At 32.3% G+C, this 19762-nt stretch carries 14 protein-coding genes (1 of these 14 only partly in view); 8 read left to right on the top strand and 6 right to left on the bottom strand.

Going from position 1 to position 19762, the window contains the following annotated elements; genetic code table 11:
- Positions 1–124 precede the first annotated feature (124 nt).
- The 5 genes from GQR97_RS03855 to GQR97_RS03835 form a co-directional block, all read right to left on the bottom strand.
- Positions 125–1303, bottom strand: coding sequence for an acyl-CoA dehydrogenase family protein (locus GQR97_RS03855; RefSeq protein ID WP_158845546.1), 1179 nt, complete (start codon positions 1301–1303; stop codon positions 125–127).
- Between the two features lie 172 nt (positions 1304–1475).
- Positions 1476–2186, bottom strand: a complete 711-nt coding sequence (locus GQR97_RS03850; protein ID WP_158845543.1) for a tRNA1(Val) (adenine(37)-N6)-methyltransferase — start codon at positions 2184–2186, stop codon at positions 1476–1478.
- A 65-nt stretch (positions 2187–2251) separates the two neighbouring features.
- Positions 2252–2779, bottom strand: coding sequence for a ribosome maturation factor RimM (rimM, locus tag GQR97_RS03845; RefSeq protein WP_158845540.1), 528 nt, complete (start codon positions 2777–2779; stop codon positions 2252–2254).
- Positions 2780–2966: 187 nt separating this feature from the next.
- Positions 2967–3482: a 30S ribosomal protein S16 gene (locus tag GQR97_RS03840; protein ID WP_158845537.1), complete on the bottom strand. Its 516-nt coding sequence runs from the start codon at positions 3480–3482 to the stop codon at positions 2967–2969.
- A gap of 119 nt (positions 3483–3601) precedes the next feature.
- Positions 3602–4663 (bottom strand): lactonase family protein, encoded by a 1062-nt coding sequence (locus GQR97_RS03835; RefSeq protein WP_158845535.1) that lies wholly within the window; start codon positions 4661–4663, stop codon positions 3602–3604.
- Between the two features lie 222 nt (positions 4664–4885).
- Here GQR97_RS03835 and dnaE point away from each other — a divergent pair, with 222 nt between their 5' ends.
- The 5 genes from dnaE to GQR97_RS03810 all read left to right on the top strand — a co-directional run bounded on the left by dnaE (position 4886) and on the right by GQR97_RS03810 (position 15907).
- Positions 4886–9274 (top strand): DNA polymerase III subunit alpha, encoded by a 4389-nt coding sequence (dnaE, locus tag GQR97_RS03830; protein WP_158845532.1) that lies wholly within the window; start codon positions 4886–4888, stop codon positions 9272–9274.
- A gap of 167 nt (positions 9275–9441) precedes the next feature.
- Positions 9442–10173, top strand: a complete 732-nt coding sequence (locus GQR97_RS03825) for a hypothetical protein (protein WP_158845529.1) — start codon at positions 9442–9444, stop codon at positions 10171–10173.
- A 9-nt stretch (positions 10174–10182) separates the two neighbouring features.
- A complete protein-coding gene (locus GQR97_RS03820) occupies positions 10183–12945 on the top strand; it encodes a carboxypeptidase-like regulatory domain-containing protein (protein WP_158845527.1) in 2763 nt (920 codons plus the stop codon).
- Between the two features lie 2 nt (positions 12946–12947).
- Positions 12948–14165 carry a DUF4249 domain-containing protein gene (locus GQR97_RS03815; protein WP_158845524.1) on the top strand — a complete coding sequence of 406 codons (1218 nt, stop codon included), beginning with the start codon at positions 12948–12950 and terminating at the stop codon, positions 14163–14165.
- Positions 14153–15907, top strand: coding sequence for a hypothetical protein (locus tag GQR97_RS03810; RefSeq protein ID WP_158845521.1), 1755 nt, complete (start codon positions 14153–14155; stop codon positions 15905–15907). Before GQR97_RS03815 ends, GQR97_RS03810 begins: the two co-directional genes overlap by 13 nt.
- Positions 15908–16308: 401 nt before the next feature.
- Here GQR97_RS03810 and GQR97_RS03805 read toward each other — a convergent pair whose 3' ends face one another.
- Entirely contained in the window at positions 16309–17895 is a 1587-nt protein-coding gene (locus GQR97_RS03805; protein WP_158845518.1) for a hypothetical protein, read from the bottom strand.
- Between the two features lie 549 nt (positions 17896–18444).
- Between GQR97_RS03805 and trxA the strand changes: the two genes are divergently transcribed.
- The 3 genes from trxA to GQR97_RS03790 form a co-directional block, all read left to right on the top strand.
- A complete protein-coding gene (gene trxA, locus GQR97_RS03800) occupies positions 18445–18762 on the top strand; it encodes a thioredoxin (RefSeq protein WP_042496930.1) in 318 nt (105 codons plus the stop codon).
- Between the two features lie 85 nt (positions 18763–18847).
- Positions 18848–19393 (top strand): ClpP family protease, encoded by a 546-nt coding sequence (locus tag GQR97_RS03795; RefSeq protein ID WP_158845515.1) that lies wholly within the window; start codon positions 18848–18850, stop codon positions 19391–19393.
- 107 nt (positions 19394–19500) lie between these two features.
- On the top strand, positions 19501–19762 hold the 5' portion of the coding sequence (locus GQR97_RS03790; protein WP_158845512.1) for a DUF58 domain-containing protein. It continues 668 nt past the right edge of the window; the window shows 262 of its 930 coding nt (coding positions 1–262); it begins with the start codon at positions 19501–19503; its stop codon lies beyond the right edge, outside the window.

Raw genomic sequence — 19762 nt, 5'->3', positions numbered from 1 at the left:
AAACCTTGTAAAAGGTTCTATTTTACGTAAATATAAAAAGTAAACGATTTAAAAAAGCTGTCAAATGTCAGTAATTAGAAAAATTTAAAAAAAAATCAATTTATTAAAGAAAAATTTAAGAAAACTACTTAAAAGCATTCAATCCTGTAATATCAAATCCCGTAATTAGTAAATGAATATCGTGAGTACCTTCGTATGTAATTACACTTTCTAGATTCATGGAATGGCGCATAATTGAATATTCACCTGTAATCCCCATGCCACCTAGTATTTGCCTAGCTTCCCGAGCAATGGTAATTGCCATATCTACATTATTACGTTTCGCCATAGAAATCTGGGCAGAAGTTGCTTTATTTTCATTTTTTAAAACACCTAATCGCCATGTTAAAAGTTGCGCTTTGGTAATTTCAGTAATCATTTCGGCTAGTTTTTTCTGTTGTAATTGAAATTGTCCAATCGGTTTTCCAAACTGTATGCGTTCTTTACTGTAACGCAGTGCGGTATCATAACAATCCATAGCGGCACCAATTGCACCCCAAGCAATGCCGTAACGCGCAGAATCTAAGCAACCAAGTGGAGCCCCTAAACCAGATTTATTCGGTAATAAATTTTCCTTCGGAATTTTAACGTTATCAAATATTAACTCGCCTGTTGCCGAAGCACGTAAAGACCATTTATTATGTGTTTCAGGCGTTGAGAAACCTTCCATACCACGTTCTACAATTAATCCATGGATTCGCCCATTTTCATCTTTTGCCCAAACAACTGCAATCTGAGCAAATGGTGCATTAGAAATCCACATTTTAGCACCATTTAACAAATAATGATCGCCTTTATCTTTAAAATTGGTTATCATTCCCGACGGGTTACTGCCGTAATCTGGTTCTGTTAATCCAAAACAGCCCATCCATTCTCCACTTGCTAATTTGGGTAAGTATTTCTGGCGTTGTTCCTCATTGCCATACTTCCAAATAGGATACATAACTAAAGAAGATTGCACCGAAGCTGTAGATCGAATTCCTGAGTCTCCACGTTCAATTTCTTGCATTATTAATCCATAACTTATTTGATCTAAACCAGCGCCACCGTATTCCATTGGTATATATGGACCGAATGCTCCAATTTCCGATAGGCCACCTATTATTTGCTTTGGAAATTCTGCTTTTTGAGCATATTCCTCAATTATAGGCGAAACATCTCGTTTTACCCAAGCACGTGCGGTATCTCGAACTAATTTATGTTCATCGGATAATAAATCGTCTAAATTATAATAATCGGGCGCTTCAAATAAATCTGGTTTCATAGCAGAGATTTATGTTTTATTCGAAATGTGAAGTTGGTTAGAAAATAAATTCTAATGGTCAAGTTGATGTTATTGAAATCAACAATGATTATAGTTTATTTACTATAAAACTTATTTTTTTAAGAATAAAACAGATTATGCTATCAAATTTAAAGAATAATTAGCAAATCAATTACATTTTTAAGTAGAAATCTTTTGTTAAATTAATGTAATCTTGGGTGTATTGATGTCTTTTTGTTTCAATAATAAGTTCTTCTATTGTTATTTCGCTTTCGCGGAAGGAGAACGTTAGCATACTTCGTTTTACATCTGTTTCCGTATTACCTTTAACACGACAAATTTTATTAGGAAACAGTAGGACATTTTTAGCTAATGCGATAAATTTTTCTTCTTCATTAAAAGGGATAATAACATTGAAAGTTCCTTCTGGTGAAAGTAAAATTGAAACACTTTCAAGTAAATGGTTAAAAGGCATCGCATCTTGAAAACGAGCTAAATCTCGCGAATCGTTTTCTGTTTTATAATCTTCAGCATAAAAAGGTGGATTACAGATTATAACATCATAGTCATCATCAATTTCATCTGCAAATTCTTCTAAAGAAGCATGATAACAAAATAAACGGTCGCCCCATGGAGAGTGTTCAAAATTATCAACACATTGTTCGTAAGCATCATCATCAATTTCAATAGCATCAATAACGTCAGCATTACTTCGTTGCGCAAGCATTAACCCTAAAACGCCTGTTCCTGCACCAATATCTAAAATAGCAAAGGTGTTAGGTTCTAAGTTGGTCCATGCGCCTAGTAATACACCATCTGTACCAATTTTCATGGCGCATTGGTCTTGGTTAACTGTAAATTGTTTGAACTTGAAGGGTTTCATTTTAAAAATTCTAAATTCCATATCTCCAAAAAACTTATGGAGGTATATGGTGTTTTATAAAAAAGTTATTCTAAATATAAATCGATTAGTCCTTCTGGTGTTTCCACTATAATTGTTTTGTTTTTACGATCTACTTTAGTGATAAATTCATCATTCATAGGTATTAAAATTTCAATACCATCTCTATCAATCTCGAAAAGGGATTGCGCTGTAGAATCGTTAATAGCTTTAATAATACCGACTTCCCCAAAGTTTACATCTTGAACAGTAAAGCCCATAACCTCATGGAAATAGAATTTATCACCTTCTAGTTTTGGTAATAAATCTAAAGGTAAGTAAAGGCCACTTTTCATAATGGCATCGGCATCTGCTTCTTCATCAACATCTTCAAACTTAATTCGAAGTAATTCCGATTTGTGTAATTGTGAACTCTCTATAAAAAAAGGTACAAGATTATTTCGAAGTTCTAAAAATATAGCATCTAGATTTTCATAAATAGCCGGTTCATCGGTATCTAGTTTGGCTAAAACTTCTCCTTTAAAACTATATTTTTTTACAATTTTACCTAAGTAAAAACAATCTTCCTTTTTCATAGAATGGCATTTTTTTGTTTCCGCGTAGACGGAAATCTCATTTGATTATTGACGATTCAAAAGTAGTCAAAATTTACAATTTAAAGAACCCGCTTTTCGACGGGATGGTTTTCTGAAAAATATATTCTAGAAAACAAAAAACTCCGATATTGCTATCGGAGTTTAAAAGTATAAAAAATTGTGTTTTTTATTCTTCTTCGTTTGATGCTTCTGCTTCAACTTCAGGAGCAGCTTCTTCAGCTACTTCTTCAACAACAGGAACTGCCGCAGCAATTCTTGCTTCGTTAACCGCTTTTTCTGCTGCAAATGCATCAGCTTTCGCTTTTGCTTCAACTTCAGATAAACCATCAGCTTTCGCTTGAACTTTTCCTGTCTTTTCTTCTAACCAAGCTGCAAATTTTGCTTCTGCTTGCTCTTCAGTTAAAGCACCTTTTCTAACACCACCTGCAAGGTGATTTTTTAATAAAGCTCCTTTGTAAGACAACAAAGTTTTTGCTGTATCTGTTGGTTGTGCACCGTTTTGTAACCATGTTACAGCACCATCAACGTTTAATTCAACAGTTGCTGGGTTTGTGTTTGGATTGTAGATACCTAATTTCTCTAAGTATTTACCGTCTCTTTTTGATCTTGCATCGGCTGCAACGATCCAGTAAAAAGGTTTTCCTTTTTTACCGTGTCTTTGTAATCTGATTTTTACTGGCATAATAATTAATTATTTGAGGTTCGCGACCTCGGTTATTAATAAGGGCGCAAAGATACTATAATAATTTAACTATCAGCTTATTATTTCTTTTGAAATTAATAGGTAATTAAAGCGTGTTTTTAAAAAAGTAAACAAACAGGCGCAGGTACAGGGGAATCATTCAAAAAAGTAAGTTTTCCGTTATCAAGATTTATCTTAAAAACCGAAATATTATTGCTTTTTTTATTGGCAACAAGAATAAATTTACCTGAAGGGTCAAGTGTGAAATTTCTTGGCCAATCTCCATGAACGCTTATGTTCTGAATTTTATCTAACGTTCCTTTCTTTTTATTTCTTTTAAAAACAGCAATAGAATTTTCTCCCCGGTTAGATCCGTATAAAAAACGTTCGTCTTGCGATAAATGAATATCTGCACAAGAATTTTCTCCATCATAGTTTTCATCTAAAGTGGAGTCGTAATCAATTTGTTTAAATCCTTTTTTTGTTTTTTTAACCGAAGTTATCGAGCTTCCGTATTCATTTATGATATAAATAAACTTTCCGTTTTTACTAATTGAAAAATGCCTTGGTCCTGGGTTGTCTTTCATTTCAACGATTGTCGGAGATTTTAATTTATAACTATCTGTTTCTAATTTATATTGATAAAGGCGATTTCGTCCTAAATCTGAAACAAATAAATCATTTTTATAAAATTGTGCTGAATGTGCATGCGATTTTTTAGTTTCAGAATTATGATCAAAAACCTGAGAAGCTTTATTCAAACTACCGTCTTTATTTAAATTATAAATCGAAAACGTACCAGCTCCGTAATTTGAAACAACAGCTTTTGTACTGTTTTTATTCAATGATACATGGCATGGCCCTTTTCCGTTACTGCTCTTGGTATTTAAAACTTCTAACTTTCCATTAGCTTTGATTTTAAAGGCTGTAACTGCACTGGTTGTGCCTTCGCTAACGCCGTAAATTAATTTCTTGTTTTTCGAAAAGGTGATAAACGATGGGTTTTCGGTTGTAATGGCCAATTCTTTTTGGCTCAGTTCTCCTGTTTCCGTATTAAATTGAAGTCGGTAAATGCCTTCGCTGTCACCATTGGTGTATGTGCCAACATAAAGTGATGTGTTTTGTGCTTTCACATTGAAAAAAGTAAATAAGAGCCCTGTAATCAATATTTTAAATTTCATAGTATGGTATAGATGGATTCAAAAATATAATAATTAAAATGAAGTCTAATAAAAATGGTCTTACTTTTTAAAAATAGATTTGTTAAAAACTCTTGAGCATTTCATCCCTAAAAAGAAAATATTCTCTGTATTTTTATAAACTTTTTATATTCAAATTTTCTTCAAATAACAAAGAAGGTTAATAGGAGTTAAACAGCTTAACCTCAAAGAACAAAGCAAAGCATGTACTTAATTTTCGATACAGAAACCACAGGATTACCAAAGCGTTGGGATGCGCCCATAACCGATAGCGACAACTGGCCAAGGTGTATTCAGATTGCATGGCAGTTGCATGACGAGATGGGGAATTGTGTTGAACATGAAGATTATTTAGTAAAACCTGAAGGGTTTAATATTCCTTATGATGCTGAGAAAATTCATGGTATTTCTACCGATTTAGCTCAAGAACAAGGTATTCCGTTAGCTGAAGTTTTAGAGAAATTTAATGAAGCTTTAGGGAAAACTAAATTTGTGGTTGGCCAAAACGTAAAGTTCGATTTAAATATTATGGGTGCCGAGTTTGTGAGGGGCAATGTAGAAAACCCATTGCAAGAACTGCCAGTTTTAGATACTTGTACGGAACATACAGCTAATTTATGCCAGATTCCTGGTGGACGTTATGGTAAGTTTAAATTGCCAACGTTATCAGAATTACACGAACATTTATTTGGTGTTGGTTTTTCTGAAGCGCATAATGCTACTGCCGATGTGGAAGCAACCACGCGTTGCTTTTTCGAGTTGTTACGTTTGGGTGAATATACCAAAGAGCAATTAGATGTTGAGCCTGAGTATTTTCAGGATTTTAATGAAAAAAACCCGGCTACCATTGATCTTATTGGTTTAAAGCACATAAACTTAAAGCGCGAAAGTTCTAAAATACTAGAGCGCATAAAGAAAAGCGAAAGCAGCGGTTTGTCTTCCGAAGATATTAAGCAAAACGTATCTGCTTTAGCCGATGTCGATTTTGTGCATTTACATAATCACTCGCAGTTTTCGGTATTACAATCTACAATGGGTGTTGCGGATATTGTTTCCGCTGCAGCGGAATATAATATGGAAGCTGTTGCGCTTACCGATCATGCAAACATGATGGGAGCATTTCATTTCGTGAATGCGGTAAACAAACATAATGGGAGTGTAAAAAATAAAAGAAAAGAAGCAGAAATTACTGGAGCGACGGTTACTGCAAAAGAAATGAAACCTATTATTGGTTGCGAATTTTTTGTGTGTGAGAACCATTTAGATAAGTCGCGAAAGGATAACGGTTATCAAATTGTGATAATCGCAAAAAATAAAAATGGCTATCATAATCTAGCTAAACTATCATCTCATGCCTTTGTAAATGGGTTTTATTATTTGCCAAGGATTGATAAGAAGTTAATTGAAGAATATAAAGAAGATTTAATTGTTTTAACAGGGAATTTATATGGTGAAGTACCAAGTAAAATTCTTAACGTTGGTGAGAATCAAGCCGAAGAAGCCTTAATTTGGTGGAAAGAACAATTTGGCGACGATTTGTATGTGGAGTTAATGCGCCACAATCAAGAAGATGAAGATCGTGTAAACCCAACGTTAATTTCGTTAGCAAAAAAGCATGAGGTTAAATTAATAGCCACAAATAATACCTATTATAGAAAGAAAGGCGATTCTAACGCTCACGATATTTTATTGTGTGTAAAAGATGGTGAAAAACAAGCAACACCAATTGGTCGCGGACGTGGTTATCGCTATGGTATGCCAAATCAGGAGTATTATTTTAAGTCTCCCGATGAAATGAAGCAGATCTTTAAGGATGTTCCTGAAGCTATTTCTAATGTGCAAGAAGTTGTCGATAAAGTGGAAGCTTATCAATTGGCGCGTGATGTATTATTACCAGCCTTTGATATTCCAGAAAAATTTAAACACATTGAAGATTTAGCCGATGGTGGAAAACGAGGTGAGAATGCCTTTTTAAATCATTTAGTGTATGAAGGTGCTAAAAAACGTTATGGCGAAGAACTATCGGAAGAAGTTGTTGAGCGTCTCGATTTTGAGTTAGGCGTAATTGAAAAAACAGGATATCCAGGATATTTTCTTATTGTTGAAGATTTTATTCGTGAAGCCAGAAAAATGGATGTTTCCGTTGGGCCTGGTCGTGGTTCTGCGGCAGGTTCTGTGGCTGCATATTGCCTTTGGATTACAAATATTGACCCGCTTAAATACGATTTGCTTTTTGAGCGTTTCTTAAATCCCGATCGTGTAAGTATGCCCGATATCGATATCGATTTTGATGATGAAGGTCGAAGTCGCGTTATGGATTACGTAATCGAAAAATATGGATCTAACCAAGTAGCACAAATTATTACCTACGGTACGATGGCAGCAAAGTCGTCTATTCGTGATACCGCACGTGTACTAGATTTACCGTTGTTTGATGCCGATAGAATTGCAAAATTAATTCCGAATATGTCTAAACTTGGAAAGATTTTTGGTCTTTCTGAAAAGGAATTAGGGAAAAAATTTAGAGCTGAGGATTTAGAAAAAGTCAATGAACTTCTCAATATTGCCGATGGTAGTGATTTACAAGCCGAAACTTTAAATCTAGCTCGAACACTGGAAGGTTCGGTAAGAAATACAGGTATTCATGCCTGTGGTGTTATTATTACACCCGATGATATTACCAAATTCGTACCGGTTTCGTTGGCAAAAGATTCCGATTTATATGTCACCCAGTTTGATAACTCGGTGGTGGAAGATGCCGGATTACTAAAAATGGATTTCTTGGGGTTAAAAACATTAACCCTAATTAAAGATACCGTTAAAATTGTAAAAGCCAAGCATGATATTTTGCTTGATCCAGATACTTTTCCTTTAGATGATGAAGAAACATATGCTTTATTCCAACGTGGAGAAACAGTTGGTGTGTTCCAGTATGAATCTCCAGGGATGCAAAAACACCTTAAAGATTTAAAGCCAACAGTTTTTGAAGATTTAATAGCCATGAATGCCTTGTATCGTCCAGGACCAATGGAATATATTCCAAGTTTCGTTCGTAGAAAACATGGTGACGAGGATATTGAGTACGATTTACCAGCGATGGAAGAGTACCTAAAGGAAACTTATGGTATTACAGTTTACCAAGAGCAAGTAATGTTACTGTCTCAAAGTCTTGCGGGTTTTACTAAAGGTGAAGCCGATGTTTTACGTAAGGCGATGGGTAAAAAGCAAATTGCCGTACTTGATAAAATGAAACCTAAGTTTATTGAGCAGGCTAGTGCTAATGGACATGATGCTATAGTTTTAGAGAAAGTTTGGAAGGATTGGGAAGCCTTTGCGAGTTATGCATTTAATAAGTCGCACTCCACATGTTATGCTTGGATTGCTTACCAAACGGCTTATTTAAAAGCACATTATCCTGCGGAATATATGGCAGCTGTTTTGTCGAATAATATGAACGATATTAAGCAGGTTACATTTTTTATGGAGGAATGTAAACGTATGAAGTTAGCCGTTCTTGGTCCAGATATAAATGAGTCGTTTTATAAATTTTCTGTAAATAAAGATTATGCGGTTCGTTTTGGAATGGGTGCTATTAAAGGAGTAGGGCATGGAGCTGTTATGACGATTGTGGAACATAGAGAAAAAGATGGCCCATATAAATCTATTTTCGATTTTGCTAAACGTATTGATTTACGTGCAGCTAATAAAAGAGCTTTTGAAAATTTAGCTTTAGCTGGTGGTTTTGATGGATTATCTGATACGCATCGTGCACAGTATTTTCATGATGATGGAGATGGTATTACCTTTTTAGAAAAAGCAATAAAATACGCGCACAAGCATAAAGAAAATGAGAACTCTGCGCAAGTAAGTTTGTTTGGAGAAGCTAGTGATGTGCAAATACCTGAACCCGAAGTTCCGCCTTGTGAAGAGTGGGGAACTATGGAAAAACTAAGCAAAGAGCGTGAAGTTGTTGGAGTTTATATTTCTGGACATCCGCTCGACGACTTTAAAACAGAAATGAAAACTTTTTGTAACGGTACTATTGGGATGTTTAATGATTTAAATCTTTACGTAAACCGTGAAATTGTTTTTGGAGGCGTAGTTACAGATGTGCAACACCGTGTAAGTAAGCAAGGTAAAGGCTGGGCGTTATTTACTATTGAAGATTATACTGATAGTTTTGAATTCCGAGTTTTTGGTGAAGAGTATTTAAAGTTTCGACACTTTTTTATGATTAATAGTTTTGTGTTTGTGAAAACCTTTGTTCGAGAAGGTTGGACTAATAAGGATACAGGTAAGAAAAGTGATCCACGATTGCAGTTTAATAGTTTTCAACTATTGCATGATGTAATGGAGAATTACGCTAAAAAATTATCTATTCAAATAAATATAAAAGATTTAACGGAGCAAAAAATCATGGCGTTAAAAGAATTATTAAATGAGCACCCAGGAAGTCAGGCGCTTAATTTTTTAGTTTATGATATGAAAGAAAAAATTAAATTGCCCATGATTAGTAGAAAGCAAAAGGTTAAAGTTTCTCAGGAGCTTATAACCGAATTAGAAGCGCAAGATGTTAAGTATAAGTTGAATTAGTTTGATTTTTTTCAGTGAATTCAACTTTTTGGTTAATAATTCTTACTGTTTTCTTGTTTTTGTTGAAATATGTGCATAGTTTAGCTCACTAGCTAATATCTTTTTAAACAGTCATTAAAATGGCTGTTTTTTATTTTGTTTAAGTATATGTTATAATAGAAAGTTTTATGAGGCCATTGCTCTTACTGTATTTAGTTTGCTTGTTTTCTTCTAATTTGCTGGTTTCGCAACCTAATTCTATTGATAAAAACCCGGATTATTATAGTGTTTTAGATTCTTTCTCTAAAGAAGAGAATAGAAGTATTTATAACGGGTTAGAATATTTTGATATCTATAGATGTTGGGATACAGATAATAATAAGTTTTATCAAAGTTATAATTTTTTTAATGGTACCGTCGTTTATGCTGGTGAGCCATATTTTAATTTAAAATTGAAGTATAATCTCTTAGACGATTTAATAATTTTAGAGTTTGTAAATAAAAAGGTTAATTATTTACAATTAAACTCTAGTATGGTTGAATCGTTTTTTTTAGGTGATTCTAAATTTGTTCGATTAACAATAAATGAAGGTTTATCCTCTTTTTATGGTAATGGGTTTTTTAAAGAAATTCACAATGCTACCAGTAAATACAAGTTGTATGTTAAATTAAAAAAAGAGAAACATAAAATAATTAAAGACAATAAACTTTATTATAAGTTTAGTGAGAAAGCAACTTATGTTTTGTGTTTTGAGGATCAATTTTTTAAAATCAATTCTAAAAAAGATTTAGTAAAGGCAATACCCATAAGAAAAAAAGAAATTCAGACATTTTACAATAAAAATAATCGACTCTATAAAACAGATAAAGAGTTGTTCTACGAAAAGCTTTTTAATCAATTAAATAATTTAGAAAAGTAAAATTGTAATATGATTAGAACAGTATTTACTTGGTTATTGGTTTTGGTGGCACAAACTATCATCTGTCAAACAAATAAAGAGATAACAATAGAGTTTATTAATGTTAATAGGTTAGAAGCGCTTAAAGATCTTGAGAAAAAAGTTGATTATAAGTTTTATTTTGAAGCAGGTTGGTTTGATGATTCTACCGTTACAAAATCATTTACAAATACAACCTTAGATTATGTTTTAACCGAACTATTAGAAGAGACACCTATTAATTTTCTATTATTTGAAGGGAAAGTTATTTTAACTAAAAATAATGCTATTATAGATCATTTACCTCCTGGTTTAAACGGGATTGTTAAAACAGATGAATCTAGTCCTGTCGTGGCTAGTATTAATAAAACACCTGTTTTTCAAAAACAATATAAACCTAGTTCATTTAATAGTAATAAAATTATACCTATCGGTAAAGAGGCTAAAAATCGTAATATAGATAAGGTTTCTATTTCGGGGTATATTAGAGATGCTAATACCTTTAAGGGTATAGATAACTTGGTTTTGTATGTGAAAGATAAAAACATCAACACAACTACAAATGCATCTGGGTTTTATACTTTGGAGCTTCCTTTAGGAGAAAATATATTAGAAACTTCTTCGCTTTCTTACGGTAAAACAAGCAGAACACTTTTGGTTTATGGAGAAGGAATCTTAGATTTTATACTGTCAGAATCTGCAGAATATCTTGATGAGGTCGTTATAGAATCTGGTAGGGATGATAATATTAGAAAAGCCGAAGTTGGTGTTACCAGAATAGAAGTGGAAGGCATAAAAAACATTCCGTTAGTATTGGGTGAGCGCGATGTGCTTAAGGTGGCTACAACAATGCCGGGTATAAAAACGGCTGGCGAAGGCGCATTAGGTTATAATGTTAGAGGAGGTAAAGTTGATCAGAATTTAATACTTTTTGATGGTGCTACCATGTATAATCCTTCTCACTTTTTTGGTGTGTTTTCTGCTATTAATCCTTTTGCTACAGGAAGTGTAAATATTTATAAAGGGAGTATACCTGCCGAGTATGGTGGTCGACTTTCATCAGTAATAGATATTTCAACTAAGGAAGCTAATAATAAAAAATTTTCTGGTGAAGGTAATATTGGTCCTATAACGGGGAATTTAATGTTAGAAATACCAGTTGTTGAAGGTAAGGCTTCGGTTTTGGCAGGGGTTAGAGCAACGTATTCAGATTGGGTTCTTAAAGCTGTTTCCGAGGAGTCTATTAAAAATAGTAAAGCTAATTTTTATGATGCTATTTTAAAATATAATCATAAAATTAATGATAAAAACGATATACAGGGAACAGGTTATTTTAGTAACGACCAGTTTAGTATTACTTCAGATTCTATTTATGAATACAGTAATAAGCTCGCTTCATTAAAATGGAGTCATGAATTTGATAAAAAAAATAGAGCAACATTGCAATTGGCAACAAGTGAGTATAAGTTTAATATCGTTTACGATGGTGATTTTAATCGAAATTTTGATTATGGTTACAGTATTAATGAGACAGAATTGAAACTAAATGCAAAATATTTACACAATAAAAAACATAAATTCGGATATGGTTTTAGTAGTAAGTTTTACTCTGTAAAACCAGGTAGTATTGAGGCTTTAGGAGACGAGTCTGTAATTGAAAGGCAAAGTATTGATCAAGAAAAAGGTTTAGAATCTGCTGTTTTTATTTCAGATTTAATTGAAGTGAATAAGAAATTATTATTAGATGTCGGGTTTAGGTACTCTATATACGCCGCTTTAGGAGCAAGTACTCAAAATATTTATGATGTATCGCAACCTAAAAGCGAAGAGTCTATTATTGAAGCTAAAACATATAGCAAAAACGAGGTAATTAAAACTTATGGAGGTCCCGAATACAGAATCTCTGCTCGATATGAATTGAAGCCAGATTTATCGATAAAAGCTGGTTATAATAAAACCATTCAGTACTCACATCTACTGTCTACAAATTCAACAGCTTCGCCTGTAGATTCATGGAAGTTGTCAGATTTGAATATAGAGCCTCAGCGTGCCGAGCAGTATTCTTTTGGAGTATTTAAAAACTTTGAAGACGGTTTGTATGAGTTAAGTCTTGAAGGGTATTATAAGAAAATGAATAATTTATTAGATTTTAAAACTGGAGCTCAGGTGTTTTTAAATGAAGATATAGAAACAGAATTGCTTCAAGGTAAAGGCAAGGCATACGGAGCAGAAGTGCTATTAAAAAAAGAAAAGGGTAAATTTAATGGATGGATAGGATATTCATATTCTCGATCTTTTGTTAAACTCGATAGTGATATTTTAAGTAATCAAGTAAACAATGGTGAGTATTTTTCTGCAAACCAAGACCGACCGCACGACCTTAGTATAATTTCAAATTACAGACTTACCAAACGTTATAGTTTTTCCTTAAATTTTAACTATCAAACGGGAAGGCCAATTACATACCCAATAGGGAAATATAATTACAACAATAGTGAGCATGTTTTGTATAGTGATAGAAATGAACATAGAATCCCTGATTATTATCGTTTGGATTTAGGAGTAAATATTGAAGGGAACCATAAAAACGTAAAATTGGCTCATAGTTTTTGGAATATTTCAGTTTATAATGTGTTAGGTAGAAATAATCCGTACTCTGTGTTTTTTGTAAATAATTCAGGAGAAATTAAGGCTTACAAATCATCCATATTTTCTATTCCTGTTCCTACAGTAACTTATAATTTTAAATTTTAAAAATGAAATTAAATAAATTATATACTCATGTTTTTTTGTTGTTTGGCTTTTATGTTCTTTTTAGTTGTACAGAAGAAATTCCTTTATCAACCGAAAATTTTAAAAATGTTTTGGTGGTTGAAGCTACAATAACAGATGAATTTAAAATTCAAGAAGTAAAAGTTACACGTACTTTTCTTTTAGAAAGTGATACACCGGTTTTTGATGCTGGTGCCAGTGTACAGATTGCAACTAGTGGTAAAACTTATAATTTCCATCATGTTGGTGAGGGAGTTTTTTATTCAGATGAACAATTTCAAGCTATTAAAGATGAAAGCTATAAATTATTAATTACAACTTCCGATGGTAAAAAGTACTATTCTAATTCTGAAGTGTTGGCTCCTAAAGCAGAGCTGGAAAATTTGTATGCAGAATTGGGGAGTTCGGATGAGGTACGTGGAGTTCAGGTTTTAGTCGATAGTAATAATGATTTAGATGGAGCTGCATTTTTTAGATATGAATATGAAGAGACTTATAAAATTGTAACCCCATATTTTAGATTTCAAGATATTTCTATTTCTAATATACAAGGTATAGATAATGAGCGTGCTTATGATATTGATATTATTGAAAGGCCCGCAGATCAAGAAAATTGCTACAGCACAAATACTTCTACCGAAATTCTTCTCATGAGTGTAAGTAGTTTAAGTGAAAACAGAGTTTCGAGATTTCCAATTAAGTTCATTTCGGAGAACAGCCCTTTTTTGAGAGATCGATATAGTATTTTGGTTAAGCAGTATGTGCAATCGGCCGATGCTAATAACTTTTATAAAATTTTGAAAGAATTAGGAGGAGATAGCGAAAGTGTATTTGTAACTAGTCAACCTGGTTTTGTTCAAGGAAATATTTTTTCGGAAGAAAGTTTAGAAGAAAAAGTTATTGGTTTTTTCGACGTATCTACGGTTACTTCAAAAAGAATTTATTTTAATTATGCCGATTTTAATTTTGTTTTACCGCCGTATTATTTTGATTGTGAGGTAAGATTACTTGATTATGATAAAGTAGGTAGTTTGGATCCATATCAGCTTGATGAAAGGTCAATTTTATTAACGTTATTAACAGATAATCCTCCGTTTAAATATATTTCAGGTTTTGGTACTCTTTATGAGATTGTTGATCCTGAATGTGGAGATTGTTCAACTTTTGCATCTAACATAAAACCAGAATTTTGGGAAGATTAATTAAACAAATACAGGTTTTTATAGGTATCGTGGTGTGCCTGTTTTTTATTCAGGCTTCGGGACAAATAAGTAAAGAACAGCTAAGCAAGGTTAGAAAAGTAATACCAACTGAAAAAGTTGTTGTTCATACTAATAAAAGTGTTTATTTGGCAGGCGAAACTCTGTATTATAAATTTTATAGTTTAACAACAAACAATAAACCAAGTGATGTTAGTAATGTTGGGTATGTACAGTTAATTGGCGCAAATAATTATTTGCTATTTGAACATAAATTAAATTTAGAAAAAGGATTAGCAAGTAGTGATTTTTTTATGCCATCTAGTATTAATACGGGACACTATAAATTATTAGGTTATACTAAATGGATGGAGAATAATGTCTCCTCACCATTTTTCGTAAAGGATATTTATGTAATAAATCCGTTTACTGTAAATGGTATGTTGTTTCAAGAAAATCAAAATAATACTAAAAACACGGTACATATAATAAGAAATGAAAATGTAACAAATAATCTCGATAATCAAGCTGATAAAATAAGTCTTGATATAGAAAAGCAATCTTACGCAACACGAAGTAAGGTTGTGGTTAATTTGAAAAGTAATTTGGCAAATGTCTATAAGGGGAATTATTCCCTTTCTATTAAAAAAATTAATTCTTTAAAACTTAATCAGGATGAACAAGTTAATGAAAGCGTAAAAGAAATTAATGGTTTTTATCTGCCTGAAATTAGGAGTGAAATTATTTCTGGTAAAGTGTTAAATAAAAAAGATGGAACGTCTGCTGCAGGTAAAATTGTAACATTAGTATTACCCGGAAAAGATTATATTTTTAAGAATGTTAAAACAAACGATATTGGAGCCTTTTACTTCAATCTATATGAAAACTATAAAGATGCGGAAGCTTTAATTCAGGTGCAAGATGTTGATAGAGATCAATATGATGTTGTTTTAGATTCAAAATTATTTTTATATTCTAAGGGTTTAAAGTTTAATGAGGTTAAGTTAGATGCTAGTATAAAGTCGTGGTTGTTAAAACAAAGTATTTATAGGCAAATAGAGAATGCTTATGCTGACTCTAAAAAGGACAGCATTGTGTATAGGTTGCCTGAAGAAGTTTTTTATGATAAGCCATCACTAACTTATGTTTTAGATGATTATAAAAGGTTTTCAACAGTTCGAGAGACATTCGTTGAGGTCATTCAAAACGCGGCAATTAGAGGGGCTAAGGGAGGTTATAGATTTAGTGTTAATACCTTTGTGGAATTTAAAAATAGTACTTTTAAAGATTATGACCCATTAGTTTTAGTAGATGGATATTTAATTCAGAATAATGCTGATATAGTAGATTTTGATTGTGATAAAATAGAATCTGTAAGTTTGGTTCGTGATATTTATTTTTCTGGACCTGTAATTTATAAAGGGATTATAGATTTTAAAACAAAAAATGGCGACTTTAAGCCTTTAAATATTAATGAAGGCGCGGTCAAATTTAATCTTCAAGCTCCGCAAGTGTCAAAATTATATTATCACCCTTATTATAGCGCTGAAAACGAAAGTTTAAAAAGAATTCCCGATTACAGAGCGCAATTATTGTGGGTTCCAAATTTAGAGTTGAAAAAAGAAAATAATACAATAGAATTTTACACATCGGATGTTATTGGAGATTTTGAAATAGTTTTAGAAGGGTATTCTGTAAATGGTGATTACATTAAATCTAAGCGTGTTTTTAAGGTTGGCAATTAAAAGCACAAAATTTATAACCTATTCTAAATAGCGCTAGGGGTTGAACGGCATGTTTAAGCTTCTATACGGTAGAAGGGAGTGAGTAGTGAAAGCCCGACTCATTTAGTAGCACTATAATTATTTATTAAATTAGCACCCAGGAAGTCAGGCGCTTAATTTTTTAGTTTATGATATGAAAGAGAAAATTAAATTGCCCATGATTAGTAGAAAGCAAAAGGTTAAAGTTTCTCAGGAGCTTATAACTGAATTAGAAGCGCAAGATGTTAAGTATAAGTTGAATTAGTTATACAACAAACAAAATGTTTAAAAGAATTAAGGGTGCTGCTTATTTTTGTAAAATTAAAAAGGTGTTACTAAATATTTAGTAACACCTTTTTAATTTTACAAAAAACTATACCTAGCTATTCACAAGAAGCAAGTTCTTTAGCGAATTTGATTAAATCTTCTGGAGTATTTTTGAATTCTTTGTTTTCTGCTTTTTCAATTAAAGAAGCACATCCTTCCGCAAGTTTAATAAGGTTCTTTTTAAACCCAAATACAAAACCTGTAGATAAAGTAGATTTGCCTTTTTTACTTCCAGGAGTAAATATTACAGTTTCTTCATTGTTAAAAAGGTATAAGTTCAATTTTTCTGATTCATATAATATTTTACAAAGCTTTTCTGATGAACCTCCTAGTAATAATTGGCCAGCGTTTACTGCATCTCCTTTTACAGAAGATTCTTTGAAAGCTATATTTTTGTAATGTGTACCATCAACAAAAAGAACTTCGTTAAAACCTTTAGCACTTTTAACTTCTGTGCCAATAGGCGTACCGTCTGTAGTATATTGCACTGTTCTTAATTCATAAGCAATTTGTTTAATATCTTTAGTTTCCATGTCTACTAAAGTGGTGTCTCCGGCTTTAGATATTAAATAAGCCTTAACTAATTCTAATTTATTATCTGAAACTGATTCTTCTTCAGCTTCTGGTTCATCTTCGATATTAGTAAGATCTTCAGTTACAACTTCAAAGTGCCTATTATCCGTTTCGTTTGCTTTAAATTTACTTAATAGATTATCAGAGATTCTTATAAAGTTTTTACCGTCTGATTTATCATAGTCATTGTCAATTAATTTTTGACCAAATATTTTTGACTCTTCTGGCATATCTAAGTAATAGTATATTTTAGCTAAATTGTAATAACTAGCATATCTCATTTTCTTCATTTTTTTCTTAGGCCCTTCGTAAACAGGTATTAAGCTATTGAAGTAATCTATTACTGGTTCAAGTTCAGCTTTTAAATCAGCTGTAGATTCGTTGTATTTCATTTTTGAAAAAGCAGCTTTCATGGTTTCGTAGGCTTCCATGTGTTTTGGATATTCTGGATGTTTTTTAGTTCCTAAAATCCAAAAATTCTCATTGCTAGTGCTAGATTTCACATAGCCATACGTGCTATTTAGACTACTATTAATTGAAGAAAGGATATTTTGCTGGTGTTTGGTAGAGTGTGTTTTTTTTATATTATAACGATTGTTGTTGTAGTAGTCTTGTGCTTGTTTGTATGATTTGAATGAGCTACTTACGTAATCATCTTTTTCTGAATAGGTTTTTTCAAAACTATTTTCTAAAACCACAGAATTGTTTATTGATAAGCTACCTGATGAAGAATAAGTATTATGTGCTGCATAAGTATAACTTGTAGAAGTTACTTTACCATCTTTGTCTTTTGTTTCGTGTTTTGTTTTTATAATATCTACATTTCCAATATTAGTTCCGTTAAATGTATAGTTGACATCTATGGTGCCATTAGATTTAACTCTAGAAAATCCTGAAATGGAAATGGCTCTTTTGTTAGAAGCATATGTTCGTTTACTATCTTCTAATATTGGTTTAGATGGCAGCTTAACATAAGCTACTTCAAAGTATTCTCTGTCTAAATTGGCATTTTGTGAAAAAGAAAAAGCATAAGTAATCAATGCAAATGCTAGGGTGATTTTTTTGTACATAAATAGGTTTATTTTAAGATTTGTGCTGTAAATAGCGGTTGTAATATATAAAAAATATATTAACTTATGTTTGTTATCGTCTTATGCAATACGTCCTTGTTTTTTTTTATTATCGGTTTTTACTATTTCTAACAAGTGTTAATTTGTGTTAAAATCCATATTTTACTGGTCTTTAATTTTTTGTTATATTCAGAAATAAAAATAGGAGAGTATTTATGTGCCTATGATATGGTTAGTTGAATTTGATATAAAACACTATTAGTTAGAAGTTTGTGTTTTTTGGTTGTTTTTTAATTTTCAATAAATAATCTTGGTTAGATATTATGCCTCACACTAGGAATGACAAGGTATGTTTAAGTTTTTTAAGCAAAGGATCGAACGAGTAGTGAAAGCAGTGTCCCCTTGTGGTTGTGCCTAAATTCACTATTAAATAACTGTACTCAATGCCATTATAGGTAAAACAAATGATAGCTTTGTAAGGAATCGGTAATTTTTTGACTAAATTTGTGTTATTAAAATGAATTAAGAACATATAAAAATATAAATATTATGGCATTAGAAATTACGGATGCAACGTTTGAGGAAACGGTTTTAAAAAGTGATAAACCGGTATTAGTTGATTTTTGGGCAGCTTGGTGTGGACCATGTAGAATGGTTGGACCAGTTATTGAAGAAATTAGCAGCGAGTACGAAGGAAAAGCTGTTGTTGGTAAAGTAGATGTAGATGCAAATCAGGAGTTTGCTGCAAAATACGGAGTGCGTAACATTCCTACAGTTTTGGTTTTTCAAAACGGAGAAGTTGTTGGTCGTCAAGTTGGTGTAGCACCTAAAGCAACTTACGCAGAAGCGATCGATGCATTATTATAGCATATAGTAAAATAAAAATTGAAAAGGTTTGCCGTAATGGTGAACCTTTTTTTATTTTAGATGAAAATTAAAAGATATTAAAAAGATGAGTGGACATAAAAAAATTCAAGACGCAATAGATAGTAATTTTATAGAGCAGCGTAAAGTGTTTTTGTGGGGACAGGTTGATGATGATTCTGCAAAGCATGTTGTAGATAGGTTAATGTATTTAGATGCTTTGGGTACTGAAGATATTACGCTTTATATTAACAGTCCAGGTGGTTACGTAACCTCTGGTTTTGCTGTTTACGATTGTATTAAGGCTTTAAAAAGTGAGGTTTCTACAGTTTGTACTGGTTTTGCAGCTTCTATGGGATCGTTAATTTTATCGGCAGGACAAAAAGGAAAACGCTTCATCCAACCTCATGCTCGTGTTATGATACATCAACCAAGCGGCGGTGCGCGTGGACAAGCTAGTGATATCGAAATTACTGCTAAAGAAATCGTGATTACTAAAGAATTAAGTGCGAAAATTTTGGCTGATAATTGCGGACAAACTTTTGAAAAAGTAATGAAAGATTTTAATCGCGATCATTGGATGGGTGCAGAAGAATCTGTAACTTATGGTATTGTAGATGGCATTGCTAAATAAAAGAATAAAATTTTAGAAACTATAAAACAGACTGGGTTGTTGAATTAAACTTCACAATAAGGTCTGTTTTGTGGTTTTATAAATTAAGTATTTAAACTCTGGTTATTATGAATTTACAAAACGAGCTAAATAAGGCAGAAGGTTTTAAAAATCTTGGATTACTTGCAAAACAGGTAGTCGAAGGGTTTATTGCTGGTATGCATAAAAGTCCGTTTCATGGATTTTCGGCGGAGTTTGCAGAGCATAAAATTTATAATCCAGGTGAAAGTACAAGACATATAGATTGGAAACTCTTTGCTAAAACAGAAAAGCTTTATACCAAACGTTATGATGATGAAACGAATTTGCGTTGCCATATTATATTGGATA

Origin of the sequence: Algibacter sp. L1A34, assembly GCF_009796805.1 — a bacterium.
Classification (GTDB): domain Bacteria; phylum Bacteroidota; class Bacteroidia; order Flavobacteriales; family Flavobacteriaceae; genus Algibacter.
The sequence above is the reverse complement of the archived record's forward strand: the minus strand, read 5'-3'. Positions and strand labels throughout refer to the sequence as shown.

What these genes read in the sequence shown, in the direction of transcription:
- GQR97_RS03855 (WP_158845546.1), bottom strand. Translation starts at nt 1,303, where the DNA reads ATGAAACCAGATTTATTTGAAGCGCCCGATTATTATAATTTAGACGAT.
- GQR97_RS03850 (WP_158845543.1), bottom strand. Translation starts at nt 2,186, where the DNA reads ATGAAACCCTTCAAGTTCAAACAATTTACAGTTAACCAAGACCAATGC.
- rimM (WP_158845540.1), bottom strand. Translation starts at nt 2,779, where the DNA reads ATGAAAAAGGAAGATTGTTTTTACTTAGGTAAAATTGTAAAAAAATAT.
- GQR97_RS03840 (WP_158845537.1), bottom strand. Translation starts at nt 3,482, where the DNA reads ATGCCAGTAAAAATCAGATTACAAAGACACGGTAAAAAAGGAAAACCT.
- GQR97_RS03835 (WP_158845535.1), bottom strand. Translation starts at nt 4,663, where the DNA reads ATGAAATTTAAAATATTGATTACAGGGCTCTTATTTACTTTTTTCAAT.
- dnaE (WP_158845532.1), top strand. Translation starts at nt 4,886, where the DNA reads ATGTACTTAATTTTCGATACAGAAACCACAGGATTACCAAAGCGTTGG.
- GQR97_RS03825 (WP_158845529.1), top strand. Translation starts at nt 9,442, where the DNA reads ATGAGGCCATTGCTCTTACTGTATTTAGTTTGCTTGTTTTCTTCTAAT.
- GQR97_RS03820 (WP_158845527.1), top strand. Translation starts at nt 10,183, where the DNA reads ATGATTAGAACAGTATTTACTTGGTTATTGGTTTTGGTGGCACAAACT.
- GQR97_RS03815 (WP_158845524.1), top strand. Translation starts at nt 12,948, where the DNA reads ATGAAATTAAATAAATTATATACTCATGTTTTTTTGTTGTTTGGCTTT.
- GQR97_RS03805 (WP_158845518.1), bottom strand. Translation starts at nt 17,895, where the DNA reads ATGTACAAAAAAATCACCCTAGCATTTGCATTGATTACTTATGCTTTT.
- trxA (WP_042496930.1), top strand. Translation starts at nt 18,445, where the DNA reads ATGGCATTAGAAATTACGGATGCAACGTTTGAGGAAACGGTTTTAAAA.
- GQR97_RS03795 (WP_158845515.1), top strand. Translation starts at nt 18,848, where the DNA reads ATGAGTGGACATAAAAAAATTCAAGACGCAATAGATAGTAATTTTATA.